The 14638-nt window shown below is 41.6% G+C and carries 17 protein-coding genes; 7 read left to right on the top strand and 10 right to left on the bottom strand.

Going from position 1 to position 14638, the window contains the following annotated elements; genetic code table 11:
* Nucleotides 1–7 precede the first annotated feature (7 nt).
* From traK to ABR189_RS15710, 7 genes are all read right to left on the bottom strand, one after another.
* Nucleotides 8–631 carry a conjugative transposon protein TraK gene (gene traK, locus ABR189_RS15740; RefSeq protein ID WP_054281010.1) on the bottom strand — a complete coding sequence of 208 codons (624 nt, stop codon included), beginning with the start codon at nucleotides 629–631 and terminating at the stop codon, nucleotides 8–10.
* Nucleotides 632–642: 11 nt separating this feature from the next.
* Entirely contained in the window at nucleotides 643–1641 is a 999-nt protein-coding gene (gene traJ, locus ABR189_RS15735) for a conjugative transposon protein TraJ (RefSeq protein WP_054281009.1), read from the bottom strand.
* 3 nt (nucleotides 1642–1644) lie between these two features.
* Nucleotides 1645–2277, bottom strand: coding sequence for a DUF4141 domain-containing protein (locus tag ABR189_RS15730; RefSeq protein WP_054281008.1), 633 nt, complete (start codon nucleotides 2275–2277; stop codon nucleotides 1645–1647).
* A 62-nt stretch (nucleotides 2278–2339) separates the two neighbouring features.
* A complete protein-coding gene (locus ABR189_RS15725; RefSeq protein WP_054281007.1) occupies nucleotides 2340–2555 on the bottom strand; it encodes a hypothetical protein in 216 nt (71 codons plus the stop codon).
* Nucleotides 2556–2575: 20 nt separating this feature from the next.
* Nucleotides 2576–5083, bottom strand: coding sequence for a TraG family conjugative transposon ATPase (locus ABR189_RS15720; protein WP_078794936.1), 2508 nt, complete (start codon nucleotides 5081–5083; stop codon nucleotides 2576–2578).
* On the bottom strand, nucleotides 5080–5412 hold the full coding sequence (locus ABR189_RS15715; protein ID WP_054281005.1) for a DUF4133 domain-containing protein: 333 nt from the start codon (nucleotides 5410–5412) through the stop codon (nucleotides 5080–5082). Before ABR189_RS15715 ends, ABR189_RS15720 begins: the two co-directional genes overlap by 4 nt.
* 11 nt (nucleotides 5413–5423) lie before the next feature.
* A complete protein-coding gene (locus ABR189_RS15710) occupies nucleotides 5424–5729 on the bottom strand; it encodes a DUF4134 domain-containing protein (protein ID WP_054281004.1) in 306 nt (101 codons plus the stop codon).
* A 212-nt stretch (nucleotides 5730–5941) separates the two neighbouring features.
* On the opposite strand from ABR189_RS15710, the gene ABR189_RS15705 reads away from it, so the two are divergent.
* The 5 genes from ABR189_RS15705 to ABR189_RS15685 are packed head-to-tail and all read left to right on the top strand — an operon-like array spanning nucleotide 5942 to nucleotide 10182.
* Nucleotides 5942–6259 carry a helix-turn-helix domain-containing protein gene (locus ABR189_RS15705; RefSeq protein ID WP_054281261.1) on the top strand — a complete coding sequence of 106 codons (318 nt, stop codon included), beginning with the start codon at nucleotides 5942–5944 and terminating at the stop codon, nucleotides 6257–6259.
* 20 nt (nucleotides 6260–6279) lie between these two features.
* Complete coding sequence (gapS4a, locus tag ABR189_RS15700) at nucleotides 6280–7185, top strand: GapS4a family protein (protein ID WP_054281003.1); 906 nt, start codon at nucleotides 6280–6282, stop codon at nucleotides 7183–7185.
* Nucleotides 7186–7189: 4 nt separating this feature from the next.
* The gene (gapS4b, locus tag ABR189_RS15695) at nucleotides 7190–8326 is read left to right on the top strand and encodes a GapS4b family protein (protein ID WP_054281002.1); all 1137 of its coding nucleotides are present in this window, start codon (nucleotides 7190–7192) and stop codon (nucleotides 8324–8326) included.
* A 3-nt stretch (nucleotides 8327–8329) separates the two neighbouring features.
* Entirely contained in the window at nucleotides 8330–9376 is a 1047-nt protein-coding gene (locus ABR189_RS15690; protein ID WP_078794935.1) for a nucleoid-associated protein, read from the top strand.
* Between the two features lie 5 nt (nucleotides 9377–9381).
* Nucleotides 9382–10182, top strand: a complete 801-nt coding sequence (locus tag ABR189_RS15685; RefSeq protein WP_054281000.1) for a TIGR02391 family protein — start codon at nucleotides 9382–9384, stop codon at nucleotides 10180–10182.
* A gap of 19 nt (nucleotides 10183–10201) precedes the next feature.
* On the opposite strand, the gene ABR189_RS15680 is transcribed toward ABR189_RS15685, so the two are convergent.
* The 3 genes from ABR189_RS15680 to ABR189_RS15670 are packed head-to-tail and all read right to left on the bottom strand — an operon-like array spanning nucleotide 10202 to nucleotide 12038.
* Nucleotides 10202–10840, bottom strand: coding sequence for a hypothetical protein (locus tag ABR189_RS15680; protein ID WP_054280999.1), 639 nt, complete (start codon nucleotides 10838–10840; stop codon nucleotides 10202–10204).
* Nucleotides 10841–10851: 11 nt separating this feature from the next.
* On the bottom strand, nucleotides 10852–11265 hold the full coding sequence (locus tag ABR189_RS15675; protein WP_054280998.1) for a DUF3408 domain-containing protein: 414 nt from the start codon (nucleotides 11263–11265) through the stop codon (nucleotides 10852–10854).
* Between the two features lie 5 nt (nucleotides 11266–11270).
* Nucleotides 11271–12038: a ParA family protein gene (locus ABR189_RS15670; protein WP_054280997.1), complete on the bottom strand. Its 768-nt coding sequence runs from the start codon at nucleotides 12036–12038 to the stop codon at nucleotides 11271–11273.
* Nucleotides 12039–12761: 723 nt separating this feature from the next.
* Between ABR189_RS15670 and mobA the strand changes: the two genes are divergently transcribed.
* Entirely contained in the window at nucleotides 12762–13217 is a 456-nt protein-coding gene (mobA, locus tag ABR189_RS15665) for a conjugal transfer protein MobA (RefSeq protein ID WP_354661432.1), read from the top strand.
* Nucleotides 13214–14518, top strand: coding sequence for a conjugal transfer protein MobB (gene mobB / locus ABR189_RS15660; RefSeq protein WP_054280996.1), 1305 nt, complete (start codon nucleotides 13214–13216; stop codon nucleotides 14516–14518). Before mobA ends, mobB begins: the two co-directional genes overlap by 4 nt.
* Nucleotides 14519–14638 lie beyond the last annotated feature (120 nt).

Below are 14638 nucleotides of genomic sequence, written 5' to 3'. Positions count from 1 at the left end.
ATTGGTTTTAGCGTTCGATAACCTCCATGTCTTTGTTTTCCAGCACGGCAAATTTTTCGATGTTGAAGCCCTGCGGATTGTTGTCCGAACGGACGGAGTTCACGAGGTAGCAAGAGGTAACAAGGCTGCGCCTGGTTACATTGCTTGAACGGATGATGAATTGCTTGGCGTAGGTACGAACCGCATAAGGATAGGTATCGAAATTGCAGACGACACTATCTACTTCGATGCGCTGTTGTACGTTGCCCGAAATGATACGGTTGTAATAGCCCTTTTCCGAAAGGTCTTTGTAGTAATCAAAAGCCGATTTATCTGCGAGATTAAAAGCCCGCTTCATATTGCTTTCGATAGCATTCTTATCGGGTGCGAGCGTAAAAAACAATTCATGGAAACGCCTAACGTGTTCACGGGCTTCCACTGGTCGGTTAATGCTGGCATCCTGTGATAAAGCAAGCATCAATGATTTGCCGTTATCCAATACATAAATCTTTTGTCTTTGTAACTCCGCAAAGCGGTAGGACTGCCAAAGGGCATATCCTACCACTGCAATGCAGAGAATGGCAAAAACAATAGCGTACAGTCTTATCTGTCTAAAACTGTTTTCGATGTTTCTTAATGTTTTAAATTCCATTTTTACGATGATTAATTTTTGTTCAATAGCCTGCCGCCAATGTTGCCCACTGCGGCTCCCGTTCCGGCTCCGGCAAGATTTCCTGTTTTTGCAGCCGTAGAGTTTACGTTACGCATAAAGTTTCCTGCACCGCCTGCCTGTATTACCCAGCCCGCCACCGTTGGGATAGTGAAGTAGCCCACTATGCCTATCAGCATAAAAATGATATACACGGTATTGGAAGTATCGGGGATGTAAGTAGGGTCTGCCAGCATTTCAATATCCCGCTCCAGTATGAGCGATTGTATTTTCGCCAGTATGGAACTGAACATATCGGATATGGGCAGCCACAGATAAACGCTGATATATCGGGTTAGCCATTGCGTGAGCGTGGACTGAAAACCGTCCCAAACGCTTATCGCAAAGGCTATCGGCCCCAATATAGACAGTACGATGAGGAAGAACGTCCGTATCGTATCTATGACCAATGCCGCTGCCTGAAAGAGTATCTCCAGCAGGTCACGAAACCACTCCTTTATGGCTTTCTCCATTTTATAGGCTTGCCTGTCGAGATACATTCCCGTCATGGTAGCCAAATCGGACGGCGACCAGCCCAATTCGTCCAGCTTCTTATCAAATTCCTCGTCGCTTACGAGGTAAGCGGTTTCGGGATTGCGAAGCATGGCTTCCCGCTCCAACTGGTCTTTTTGCTGTTGTAGCTTGTTCAGGTCAAGTACCTGCCCTTCGAGCATGGAGTGCGTGCCTTTTACTACGGGAGACATTACCGCATTGATGGTTCCTAAAACCATCGTGGGAAAAAACATAATGCAAAGCCCGATGGCGAACGGACGGAGCAAAGGGAACACGTCTATGGGTTCTGCCCGGCTCAACGCCTGCCACACTTTCAGCGCAACGTAGAACAGTGCGCCCAATCCGGCAATTCCTTTGGCTATTGCAGCCATGTCTGCCGTCAATGGCATCATTTCATCGTACAGGCTGCGCAGCATTTCGTGAAGGTTATTCCATTCCATAGCTTACCAATATTTTTGTTCTGCGGTTCCGTACAGTTCCAGCACACGCTTGGTGTTGTTCTGTTTCTTCGCCCTCAAAATGCTTACAGAAATATTTTTATTGGTGTAATAGCGTACAAGGTTATGGTAGTCCTTAACCTCTTTGTACACTTTGTCGATTATATCCATACGCTCCTTATCATTTAAGGAAAGCCCGGTCGAGGTGACGATTTGTTTCAACTCTTTCAGCAACTCGGTACTTTCATTCAGAAGCGTAGAATAACCATTAGCAATTGCCGTCAATTCCTGTGGGGTGAAATTGGGGTCGTTCATCATCTTGCCGAAATTCTTCACGTACATTTCGGACACATCGCCCACCAGCAAAACGGTCTGCTGTACCTTGCGGGCATCTTTAACCAGGTTGTTTACGGCTTTCAGTTTGTCGTAATACTCTTTGCCTTGGTCATACACCTTTTTTACCTCATTGAAATTCTTAACCACATTCGATACGGTGGATGAGGTCTGCACGATTTCGTTTGCACTGTTGAGAATGCCGGAGATAAGATTACCGGGGTCAGTTACTACAAATTGTGCTTTAGCGGATGGTGCAACGGCAAGCATAATTGCCGTACACACCAGTAACATTGCTTTTTTCATTGTTTCTGATTTTTAAAAATTAATAACTGTTTGATTTTTTCTTTTCCTGTTGAAAAGCTGCTTTACATTTTCCGACCCATTTTCCTTTTTGGTTCAGGAGGCTTCTTTTGTTGCAGGTCATTGAGCCGGGTAAAAAAGTCTTGCAGGCTTTGAGGTTGGGATGCTGCTGCTTCCTTGCACAGTTTTGCAAAATCCTGTTCCTCTTTGTTGGTGGGGTCGGCTTCAAATATCAAAGCCTTGTTACCACCAATGGGCAGTGTGATTTTCTCCTTTTCCACTTCTCTTGCTTTTAAAATGATTAGTAACTGTTTGCTTTCTCACGTCTTTGGAGGGCAATGCGTTTAATGGCTTGCTCCACGTTACCATCCAGTTCATGGGCAAGCTGCATCACTTCCATTTTTTCGGTTTCCTCCGTGGTGTAGGCTAAGTATTCTTCGAGCGATACCTCTGTGGCGTAAACTGCGGAATGCGTACCGCCCAGCCCAATCCATACTTCTTTGTAAAGCCTTGACGGGTCGTTGTTCATGTTGATGGAAAGGATTTGTGATTTTTCCTTTTCGGTAAGTCCGAGCATCGCCTGAATGTCATCGAACTTGTTCATGTACTTGCGCTGGTCAAGCAGGATTTTGCAGTCGGAGTTGTTGATGATACTTTCTTTCACGATGGGCGACTGGATGATGTCGTCCACTTCCTGCGTAACCACGATGGCTTCACCAAAGAATTTGCGGACGGTCTTAAACAAATACTTGATGTATTCTGCCATACCCTCTTTAGCAATCGCTTTCCACGCTTCTTCAATCAGTATCAGCTTACGCACACCTTTGAGCCTGCGCATCTTGTTGATGAACACTTCCATAATGATGATTGTGACCACGGGAAAGAGGATTTTGTGGTCTTTTATCGCATCAATTTCAAACACGATAAAACGTTTGGAAAGCAGGTCGAGTTGCTTATCGGAGTTCAACAGGTAATCGTATTCGCCGCCCTTGTAGTAAGGTTCCAGTACGTTCAGGAAATTGGCGAGGTCAAAGTCTTTTTCCCTTACCTGCTTTTCTTCCAGTACCGTTTTGTAATCACCCTTTACATATTCATAGAAATCGTTGAACGATGGGTATTCATCGTTTTGCTTAATGTGGTCAATGTAACCGCTCACGGCGTTTGACAACGCCACTTCTTCCGAACGCTTCGGCGGTTCGTCATCACGCTTCCAAAGCGTAAGGATGAGGGTTTTGATGCTTTCCCTTTTCTCAATGTCAAATACGCCGTCATCGGTATAAAAGGGATTGAACGCAATCGGGTTCTCTTCGGTGTAAGTAAAGTAAACCCCGTCTTCACCTCTGGTCTTTCCTTTAATCAGTTCGCATAAGCCCTGATAGGAATTACCTGTGTCCACGAGCAGGACGTGTGCGCCCTGTTCGTAATATTGGCGCACCATGTGGTTAGTGAAAAAAGACTTACCCGAACCCGATGGCCCCAAGATGAACTTGTTGCGGTTCGTGATGATGCCTTTTTTCATTGGCAGGTCGGAAATATCCAAATGGATAGGCTTACCCGTAAGCCTGTCTGCCATCTTGATACCGAAAGGCGATGGTGAACTTTGATAATTGGTTTCTTCGGTGAAGAAACACAGGGCGGGTTCAATGAACGTGTAAAAACTTTCCTCGCTTGGAAAGTCGGCCGCATTGCCCGGCATAGCCGCCCAATACAGCGTGGCAACGTCAATGGTATTGTGGCGAGGCTTGCACTCCATTAAAGCCAATGCGCTACCGGTATCGTTCTTTAGCTGTTTGAGTTCGTTTGCATCATCCGACCACGCCATTACATTGAAGTGCGCACGGATAGACGAAAGCCCGAAGCTGTGGGCTTCGTTCAGGTACTTTTCAATCCACTCTTTGTTGATTTGATTTGCACGGCTATACCTTGCCAGCGAGTGCATATTCCTTGCGGATTTTTCAAACTTGCGCAGGTTCTCATCGCTGTTATCCAAAAATAAATACTGGTTGTAGATATGGTTACAGCTAAGGAGCAAGCCCACCGGAGCCGCAAAGGACAACAGGCAGTCGCTTCTATCGGTGGACAGCTTTTCATAACGTGTATTTGCTGATACTGTTCCGGGCAAATCGTCTGTATCTGAAAGCGTGTGCAGGCACAATCGCTTATTACCGATGCGCACATCTTCCGTACCGAGTGCCAAATCCTGCAACGGCGTATTGGCTGTCCGTGATAAGGTCAGGTATTGCTCCAACAATCCCTGTTTTTCATTTGCACCGATGATGTCATCTTCTGTCAACCGTTCCAGTTTCACAAACCCGCTGTCGTTGATGATGCGCTCGAATTGCGCCACCGCTTCCATAAATCGGCGGACGGTTTCTTTATCCCTTATTTCTTTCGGGATAAGAACGCCTTTGCAAAGCGAACTAAAGTTGCTTTGCATCCGCATACGCTCTTTGGTTGTCTTCGTCAAAAAGAGGTAGCAGTAATGGTTGAGAAAAGGACGCTCGTTGAAATGTTGCTGGTAGGATTTCGCTAAGAAACTCAATCCGTCCTGTGCAATATCCGGTGCATAATTTTCCTTGATGAACCAATCCTGTTTGTGGATGATGGAGTAATCCGGTAAGGTTTTGATTGCCTTGTGCCATGCGGAGTGTATGGCATCGTACTCCGGTGATGCTACGGTAAACAGTTCCGGCAGGTGTACCCGAAAGCAGGCGGTAATGTCTGCATCTTTTGAAATGACGCAGTTGTGTTCCACCGCCAGTAATGGAAACTTGCTTTCCAGCGTTGTAGTTTTTGCGGTGTTTCTCATACGGCATCGGATTTAGAGGTGAACCTTAAACTGCGATGTACCGCTTTGCGACTGATGATGTATTTGGGATGCTTTTTCTTTGCGCCCAGCTTCATCAACCCGTGTTCGCCGTACTTGCCATTTAATGAGAATGTTTTCCAAACAATCAGTGATGCACCGCCTGCGCCTATGAACAGGCAGATGTAGGAGTTTACGCCTGCCATGTACATAATCATAACAAGGATAAGCACGCCGAGCAAGCCACCTGCGAAGATGAACAGGTATTGTGCTTTCAGCCCTTTGAACTCTACGGTTCTTCCAATGCCTTTGTTGATGTTGTAATTACTCATAGGGCATTGGATTAAAGGAAGAATGAACGCAGGATGGTTGCTGCAACGATTAAGAAGATACACGCACCGAACCAGCTTGCCGCCGTTTTCGATGTGTCCGGGTCGCCACTGCTGAATTTGTTGTAAACCTTTACACCTCCGATTAACCCAACCACCGCACCGATGGCATAAATCAATTTGGTAGCCGGGTCAAAATATCCCGTTACCATTTGTGTTGCTTCCTGAATGCCAGCATTGCCGTTTCCCTGTGCGAACACACCAAATGCCGACAGTAACGCAACGCCTGTCAGCAATACTTTTTTCTTTCTTCTTTCCATAATCTGAATGAATTATTTTGTTTCTACTTCCCGCTTTCTGTGGGCTTTCGGAACAAAAGTGTCAGGAAAAAAGAGGCGCAATAACGATGTGTCTTTCAGTGGAATTACTTGGCAGTGAGTGGCAGTGTTATGAGTAATTGATACCTATGAAATACATATTTTTCAAATCATAGAATTTTATTACTTTTGGACAAATGATGTCCAAGAAGTCAATGTCAACATTAGAAAGAATATCATTTGGCGAGTATGTCCGGTCATTAAGGGGAAAAGCGAATCTTCCTCTTAGAAAAGTCGCAGCGGAATTGAATATTGATACGTCAACATTGAGTAAAATAGAGAAGAATGAACGAAATGCCAATGAACAAATCATTGATGGAATTTCAAGAATGTTCAAAATTGACCAGTCCGAACTAAAGGTTAGATACATTAGCGATAAGATCACTAATCAACTTCTTAATGAGGAAGATGGACTTGAAATCCTAAAAATAGTAGAGAAGAAAATCAAATACTATCGAAGAAAAAAAACTTAGACTTAACTTAAATAGAAATTATGGGAGAATATTCAAAACGTGTAGGAGAAGTAGGCGAAACAGTAGTAGCGGATTTTTTAGCCCTTATAGGATGGATAAATCCTTTAAGAAATGATGATATTGATAGTATTGATACCGAGTTCAGAAAAAGAACAAATGGGATAGATGGATATTTTCATTACGTTAATCCTATGGTGAGCAGCACAATTGAAAATGTCATCTATTCATCAAAATATAGCACAGATCCTTATCCTGTATCACAAGTAACAACACAATTTAAAGAGCGATATCTTGAATTAGCTAAGGCAATTGAATCCTTTAAAAAGTCTGAGTTAAAACAATACACAATAAATCTTCACCAGAACATTGACACACATTTCGATCGAGGTGTTTTGTTTTGGTTGAACAATTCAGGAACAGGTGAGAACGATTTAGTAAGTCGATTATCTCGGATTGAGTTAAATACAGGGGTAAATCACGACGGCATTTTTTTAGTTGACAATAAACGGATTGAGTTCATATATGATTCGATTTGTTTTGCTCAATTGAAATATCGTCTACACAATATTGACTTTGTTTATTTCAACAATGGGCTAAATAATGATGACCGAAATCCACGAAACGGGAGAGTTATGCCGATTCAGTACATTAACTCAAGTATATTACCATTGAGAGCATCAAAGGAGAATGAAACAACTATCATTATAAATGCAATCGACAATTTTGATAGAGATGATTTGATGAAATACATGGGAATAGCAAAAAATATTGGCTGTAATGCACAAGGAGCGACATTAATTGGCTTTCCGGACTATTCAGAAACTGAACATTTGCCAACGGTAAACAACATTAAGCAAATATTCAATGATGCCTCTTTTACTTCGCAGTTAGAAGTAGTAAATTATAATAACCCTATTTTACGTTAGTACTATGGAAAAGTTAGAAGTAAATAAGCATATCCCTTTTGGAGCAACTCTTCAGGACGTTTTAAATCATCCGTCATTATCCGACACAAAATTGAAATACTTGCTCAGACTGCGTGGAATTTATTTAGAGGATTCAAAGAATAATGATACATATCCAATTTTATTGTCAACAATACTTTCTCCGAGTGAATTTGAATATATTAAAGAAAACATTCGAGGAAAAGAATTAAACCAAAAAATTCTTTCAAGACCTTTAGCCTGGCATAATACAGATGATCTCATTAAAGTTGTTCCTGACAAGATTGATTTAAAGGAAATTATAAGAACAGCGGATTCACGACAGGCTGTTATTTCGCAAACCAATTTTGCAATGGTTGAAGGAAATCCAAACAAAGTGAAAATGCAATTTAGATGTCAAACGAATAATTATAATTCTGGCTGGTATAGAACTAAAAATGAGTATGATGGAGAAATTGTCTTAGAGAAGGTACAAGAAAATGACAAGGTATATCTAAGAATGATTTACACCTCTCCTGAAACTCAAACAATTGCGGATTTGGGTGTTAAGCATTTGGTTAATGAGTTTAAAAGTAAAAACTATACTAAACCAAATACAGACGTTGAAAGAATCTTGTATAGCAATTTCACAAATGAAGAAAGGATTAAATTTTTTTTAAGTCTAACTGATAGTTCTGAAATTTTTGAATTTCAAAGAGCCACAGATTTGGATATTGCTCCTGATAGAACTATGGAAATGCCAATTGAAATTGCCAAGTTAATGACGGGTAAAGTAAATACTTTAAAAATAAATGGCGAAACACTACATGAACATTATTTGATTAATGAAAATGAGAATCATAAATATATTGAGTTAGCCTCAGTTGAAGCTCTTTACAATTTTTCCTATCATGCCGCTGAAGGGAACTGCGTAGTTCAATTTGGCTTCAACGGATATTTCAAAAAACGACTTAGCAACATTGAATTTTCAATAGATGTTTCAACCGTTAATCTTAAAGATGAATATAAAGGAGTAAACAAAGATAAAGTGAGGTTATTTTTATTACAAGAATTTGAAAAATTCAAAATGGAAAAATATAATTTACTGAAATCTCAACCACATTCTGTACAACATACGACATAAAAGATGAATAATATAGATTTTACCCAAGTAGAAATAGAGAAAATTATTACGCACCAAATTGGAAATAAATTACGAGATGAAAAATATAGTCTTTCTAATGAAGAATCGCTCTTAGCATCGGACACGAAAAACTATCTTTTAAAATATTTCTTATCCCTTTTAAAAACAGAAGAACTTTACAAATTTACCCATGCAGTAAATATTGAGATGAATGAAGTGTTTACTTTAGCTAAGCAGATATTTTCAGATCCAAATTCTTTTATCTCAAATTCTCAAAGTATAGCAAAATTACTTTATGAACAGTCAATGCACCCCAAAATAAAAGAAGGGCAACTCAATATTTCACTATTCGACAATGTAATTATAGAAGATGAGGTTGTTAATGTACTTGGCATTTTCAAATCAGAAACACCTTCTCCATTTATTCAGATGAAGAAGCAAAGATCGAATTATAATATTGTACATGAAATTGGATTCGATTTGAAAAGCATGGATAAAGGCTGTTTGATTTTCAATACAACTGCCGAAACAGGATATAAAATTTTAATTATTGATAATGCAAGCAAATCAAACGAAGCACAATATTGGAAAGATGAGTTTCTTAATGTGAGCATTATCAAGGATGAATACCATCAAACCAACCAATTTTTAGGAATAGCCAAACAGTTTGTAACAAAGCAATTAGATGAAGACTTTGAGTTGAGTAAAGCCGATAAAATTGATTTTTTAAATCGATCTGTGGACTATTTTAAAAAGAATGAGACATTTAATAAAGAGGAGTTTGAAGAGGAAGTGTTTGGAGACAACAATGTTATTGAATCGTTTAGAAAGTTCGATCAAACTTACAGACAGGAAAATGAGGTAGAATTAGCAGATAGCTTCCCAATATCTTCCCAAGCTGTAAAAAAACAATCTCGTGTTTTCAAAAGCGTACTAAAACTTGACCGAAATTTCGACATATATATTCATGGGAATAAAGATCTTATTGAAAAGGGTGTTGAGAAAGATGGTAGGAAGTATTACAAAATCTATTACGAGGAAGAAAAGTAGAAAGTATGGCAAGTATTAAACGTCCAATGTTTGAAGCGCATGTGTTGGAGGGATTATGTAAAACTATTGGAGATGCTTCGGATGGTTTGACAGGTACGGAAATAGGGCAAATTCTATTGAACGCAAACATCCCGGATGTTGACCCTCAAAACACAAAATGGAGAAGACTGTATTCTGCATTTGCTGATTGGCAGAATAAAAATCAATGTTCAAATCATATACTAAGATTTGTGCAAGATGCTTTGCAACCTGTTCGGTATATTGGGAAAGAAGAAATTTTTCATAACCGCAGATTAGAGGTTAATAAACGTTTAGCGTTTATAGGTACAGAACTCACAGAGCAAGGTAAATTCAGATTAGTTGAAAAAGCTACAACAATCGCAGAAGCCGAACAACGTGCCAGCCGCTTAAAACATAAGTTGGAAAGCAGGAATGTTCATGCTGCGATATTTGAATATTGTAAGGCTGAACTATTGGTTGAAAACTACTTTCATTCTGTTTTTGAGGCTACCAAAAGTATTGCAGACCGTTTAAGGAAAATGACCGGGCTTTATGCAGATGGCAATGCTTTAGCAGAAACTTCATTTTCTACCAGTAATCCGTTGGTTAAAATCAATCACTTAAAAACGGATACGGATAGAAGCGAGCATTTAGGATTATGCAACTTGATTAAAGGTATGTTTGGCTTAATTAGAAACTCTACGGCGCACGAACCTAAAATCAAATTTGAAATTACCGAAGACGAGGCTTTGGATATTTTGAATACCATATCCTACATTCATAAAAGACTTGATAAAGCGATATAAACAAAAGGGAGCTGTCTTTTCAGACAAACTCCCCAATGTCGAAACCCTCTAAATCCTTATTCCGCACGTTGGAAGAATTGAAATCCGCTCTGGCGGGGAGGCTTTTATCCAGCAGCTCCGCAATCTTTCGTGAAGCCCCCTCTATGGAGTTTTCGAGCAAGCTAAACAATTCGGTTCCCTGTATTCGCTGAACGATGTCTACCGCTTTTTGTTGAGAGGCAGGTTCCAGCACGTCTTGCTGAAGCAATGCCCCCACGGTTGTCAGTTCCTCGTAGGTAACCCCTGTGGCAAACCCATTGTCGCTGTTCGGTAATCCCTGTTCTTGCCATTCCTCGTCCTCACTCTCAAAATCGGAAACAGGTTCACTCCCAAAAACTTCATCCAATTCCTCCTGCGGAATTTCCCTCGCAAAACCTGCTTCGTTGGTTTCTGCTTCAAAATTATCAGGTATATCAGCCTTTTTATCAAATTGGCGTTTCGTGGCACTTGTTGGCACTATGTGTCGCTTTACAGGCTTTGGCTTGCCCATTATTTCCGATAAATCGGGATTTACCGCAGGATGTTGAGGCTTGCTTTTCACCACCTTTTTGATGATGATTTTATCCTTTGCCAGCAGCACAATAACAATCAGCAGGCAGATAACAATTATTATTTCCATAATCAAATACTTTAAAATATGGGTTTAAATTTCTCATTAAAATCATCGGTGATGGCTTTCTCAAACTGTTCAAAATGGTGTTCGAGAATATTGTCCAAATAAGCATACAGGGGTATTTTATCCTCACCGATAACCTGTACAATACGGGAAAGCCGTTCGTGATATTCCTGCCGGATGTAAATGCTTTTATCACCCCTGCGGGTCATGGTATGACCATTGAGGAAACGCTCACCGTAACTGAACCCGGAAACTTTCTTTTGACGGGTACGCTCCTTAGATGCGGGCTTTTCGTCTATCAACTCCTTTTGTTCTGCCTGGGGTTCCTCCGTTGCTTTTTCAGGCTTTTTTGTTTCACCCGCCATTATGGACATGATGTATGCCTCGTCTATCGGGGCATTTGTTTTTTTCTTATTCTCATTTTCCATAGCCGTTACAATTTGACGGTTCTTAAAAACTCTACCATAAACAAATCCAGCCCGCAGGCTTTCATCAATCTTTCATCGGGAGGTAATAATGTGGAGCGGAAAACGGTCTTTGCGGTAGCTTCGCTTTCCTTGCGAAAGCGTTTGCTGTCTGCAATGCGGGTTTCCATCGTTTGCAGCCCAACTTCATTGATGATATTTCCATAGGCTTCATACAGGTGCGATTTTTCCCGTCCGTCCACCTGGTTCCAAAATAACCGTATCGTTTCGATGCAAGTCTGTCCCCGTTTCATCAAAACATTGGTCAGAACATCGGTAAAGCTCAATGTACTTTCCATCACTACACGGTCTGCCGTGATAGGTGAAAAGATATGTTGCATTCCTGCCAGCGTATTGAGCAAGCCGGGGGTGTTCACAGTTCCCGGTAAGTCGAAGAAAACCACATCCACCGGGACATCGGAAGATTGTAAAAATGCCTCCGCATCCCTTAAAGCATTGTCTGCCTTGCTCTGCAATACCGGATATGCTTTTTTGTTAATGGTCGTGAACTGGCGGTACGCCAGTCTTTTCAGGATTTCGCTTTTCATCACCGTTTTTAAATCCCGTTCCCGCATCTGCCAAAGACTGTGCTGTGGGTAATCACAATCAAATACGACCACGTTATACCCCATGCGGTAATGGAGTATGCTTGCAGTGATGGTGGTAAAAGTGCTTTTACCCACGCCTCCTTTTTGGCTGGAAAAAGCAATGAATCGGGTTTTGTTTTTTGTTTCCATTTTCTATTCTGTTTTAAAATTTAATTCTGTTTGTACTGCCTGCAATCCTGCGGGATGGCTTTCTTGATAGCGTGTTATCCTGCATGAAATAATACTGTCATGCTATCCCGATGGAACTCCGGCTATCAGGCAAACAACCTTTCTGCCTGTCGTGCCGACCATCTTGCATTTCTGCTGTCACGCTTGCAAGCCGTTTCCTTTGTGAGCTGTCATGCCACCTTGCAGCCCAACATGAAAGCCGTCCTGCTTTCTTTCAGGTGTGCCAGCCTGCCGGACTGAATGCTATCAGACATTCTTAGGTTCCTGCAATCTTGTATGCTGTCTTTCTGAACTGCCAACCGGAATGAATGCCTGCCAACACGCTTGCCTGAATGCTATCACAAAGGAGCGGGTTATTTTATCGCATTGCTGCGAAGTGGTAGCTATTGGCGTTCTGTGGCAGTGTTTGGCAGTGTGCAACAGGGTGATGCTTCGGGAAAGCTGCACTTATTTTGTAGTTGCATCAATGCAACAGGAGAATGGAAAAATCATTGGAGATAAGAGGCTATAAGTGGAACGGCTCTAAGTCGTTTTTTTCTGCTTTATCCAATCCGTCCCGCAGGGCGGATTTTCTGTTCAACCGAACAGAGCAAGTTATGTTTTTAGCTGCTTGAAATGCTTTCCGCAGCTAAAAACAACTTGCCATTGCATGGAGCCGGAAAACCCCCTCCGAAGTCGGGGTTTATGGAAATTGTAATGGATAGAGATATGGACGACAAGAAAAGAAATCAAATAAGCAAAGGTGGTCGCAAGCCTAAGAATGACCCTGCAACCCACCGCTATTCGATTAGCCTGAACGATACGGAAAACGCACAGTTCCTTACGTTGTTCGAGCAATCGGGAATGAAAGTAATGGCGCATTTTATTACTGCCTGCATCTTTCAGAAAACAATTAAGACAGTAAAAATTGATATGGATGCCGTAGAATTTCATACAAGGCTCACCAGTTTTTACAGCCAGTTCAGAGCCGTTGGTGTGAACTACAACCAAATCGTGAAGATATTGTACCGCAATTTTTCGGAGAAAAAAGCATCTGCTTACCTCTTTAAACTGGAAAAACAGACGGCAGAAATGGCGGACTTGTGCCGGAAAGTAATTGAACTGACACAGGAATTTGAGAAAAAACACTTGCAAAAATGATAGCAAAGATTGGAAAGGGTGAGCATTTGTACGGTGCTATATCATATAACCAGCAGAAGATTGACAAAGAAAAAGGGCAGGTTTTGTTGCTGAACAAGATACCGGAAACATTGAACAATACTTATTCTACCCATTACCTGCACCAGCAATTTGAGCCCTATTTAGCCGCCAATATCCGAACGGAAAAACCAGTTCGCCACATATCGCTGAACCCTGATCCTGCGGATAAGGTCAGCGATGGGCAGTTTATAAAAATGGCGCAGCAGTATATGCAGGAAATGGGCTATGGCAACCAGCCCTATGTTGTTTTCAAACATACGGATATAGAGCGCACCCACATCCATATTGTGACCGTTGCCGTTGGATTGGATGGCAAGAAGATAGCGGACAGTTACGACCATCCCCGTTCAATGGCAATTTGCAGGAAATTGGAACAGCAGTACAATCTTGTACCTGCAACGGAAAAGCAACGCACGGGGAACGAGCGGGTATTCCACCCGATAGACTACAAAGCCGGGGATGTTAAAAGTCAGATAGCATCGGTGGTACGACATCTGCCAAAGTATTACGGATATGCCAGTTTGGGCGCATACAATGCGTTGCTTTCCCTCTTTAATATTACCGCCGAAGAAGTGAAAGGCGAGCTGAACGGACAGCCCAAAAACGGGCTGGTGTATTTTGCCTTGAACGAACAGGGAGTAAAAGCCAGCAATCCTTTCAAGGCTTCACGTTTTGGCAAACACGCAGGATTGGAAGCCTTGCAGGAACATTTTGCACAATCTAAAGAGCAGATTAAAAATAACCCGGTAAGAGCCATACTGAAAAACAGCATCGAGGTAGCAATGCACACGGCCACCAATGAAACCGATTTTAAAAAGCAACTATTGGAGCAGGGCATCAATACCGTTGTACGCCGCACTGATAAGGGGCGCATATATGGTATGACATTTATAGACCATGAAAGCCGCACAGTTTGGAACGGTTCAGCTTTGGACAAAAAACTATCGGCAAATGTGTTTAACGACTGGTGGAAAGAACAAGTAATGGAACAACGCCAAAATACAGAACATACAAGTACCTCCGCATTGCCAGCCGCAGATAAAAACGTTGTTGAGGAAAAAGAAGAAACTCACAGGCTTTTTGATTTCTTTGATAAAGAACAGCCAACCGATGATACAGGATTGATAGACGGATTGGGCGGGCTATTACCGGAAGCACAGGGCGAGGATTACGAGGAACAGGCTTTTGCAAACCGCATGAAGAAAAAGAAGAAAAACAAAAGACCAGGAAGACGGCAATAAGATTTTGTTCTCTATCAGGAAGCCAGTTTAATGCCAAATAATGCCACTACACGCCATCTGACACCGCTTTCTCTACACCGCTATTCATAGCGGTTACACTTGCATCAAAACAAATTTTTG

Origin of the sequence: Chitinophaga sp. H8, from assembly GCF_040567655.1 — a bacterium.
In the GTDB taxonomy this organism is placed as follows: domain Bacteria; phylum Bacteroidota; class Bacteroidia; order Chitinophagales; family Chitinophagaceae; genus Chitinophaga; species Chitinophaga defluvii.
This window is presented reverse-complemented; position numbering and strand designations above follow the sequence as displayed.

Excerpts from the sequence above, each read along its gene's own strand:
- traK (WP_054281010.1), bottom strand. The coding sequence starts at position 631 with ATGGAATTTAAAACATTAAGAAACATCGAAAACAGTTTTAGACAGATA.
- traJ (WP_054281009.1), bottom strand. The coding sequence starts at position 1,641 with ATGGAATGGAATAACCTTCACGAAATGCTGCGCAGCCTGTACGATGAA.
- ABR189_RS15730 (WP_054281008.1), bottom strand. The coding sequence starts at position 2,277 with ATGAAAAAAGCAATGTTACTGGTGTGTACGGCAATTATGCTTGCCGTT.
- ABR189_RS15720 (WP_078794936.1), bottom strand. The coding sequence starts at position 5,083 with ATGAGAAACACCGCAAAAACTACAACGCTGGAAAGCAAGTTTCCATTA.
- ABR189_RS15715 (WP_054281005.1), bottom strand. The coding sequence starts at position 5,412 with ATGAGTAATTACAACATCAACAAAGGCATTGGAAGAACCGTAGAGTTC.
- ABR189_RS15710 (WP_054281004.1), bottom strand. The coding sequence starts at position 5,729 with ATGGAAAGAAGAAAGAAAAAAGTATTGCTGACAGGCGTTGCGTTACTG.
- ABR189_RS15705 (WP_054281261.1), top strand. The coding sequence starts at position 5,942 with ATGTCAACATTAGAAAGAATATCATTTGGCGAGTATGTCCGGTCATTA.
- gapS4a (WP_054281003.1), top strand. The coding sequence starts at position 6,280 with ATGGGAGAATATTCAAAACGTGTAGGAGAAGTAGGCGAAACAGTAGTA.
- gapS4b (WP_054281002.1), top strand. The coding sequence starts at position 7,190 with ATGGAAAAGTTAGAAGTAAATAAGCATATCCCTTTTGGAGCAACTCTT.
- ABR189_RS15690 (WP_078794935.1), top strand. The coding sequence starts at position 8,330 with ATGAATAATATAGATTTTACCCAAGTAGAAATAGAGAAAATTATTACG.
- ABR189_RS15685 (WP_054281000.1), top strand. The coding sequence starts at position 9,382 with ATGGCAAGTATTAAACGTCCAATGTTTGAAGCGCATGTGTTGGAGGGA.
- ABR189_RS15680 (WP_054280999.1), bottom strand. The coding sequence starts at position 10,840 with ATGGAAATAATAATTGTTATCTGCCTGCTGATTGTTATTGTGCTGCTG.
- ABR189_RS15675 (WP_054280998.1), bottom strand. The coding sequence starts at position 11,265 with ATGGAAAATGAGAATAAGAAAAAAACAAATGCCCCGATAGACGAGGCA.
- ABR189_RS15670 (WP_054280997.1), bottom strand. The coding sequence starts at position 12,038 with ATGGAAACAAAAAACAAAACCCGATTCATTGCTTTTTCCAGCCAAAAA.
- mobA (WP_354661432.1), top strand. The coding sequence starts at position 12,762 with ATGGAAATTGTAATGGATAGAGATATGGACGACAAGAAAAGAAATCAA.
- mobB (WP_054280996.1), top strand. The coding sequence starts at position 13,214 with ATGATAGCAAAGATTGGAAAGGGTGAGCATTTGTACGGTGCTATATCA.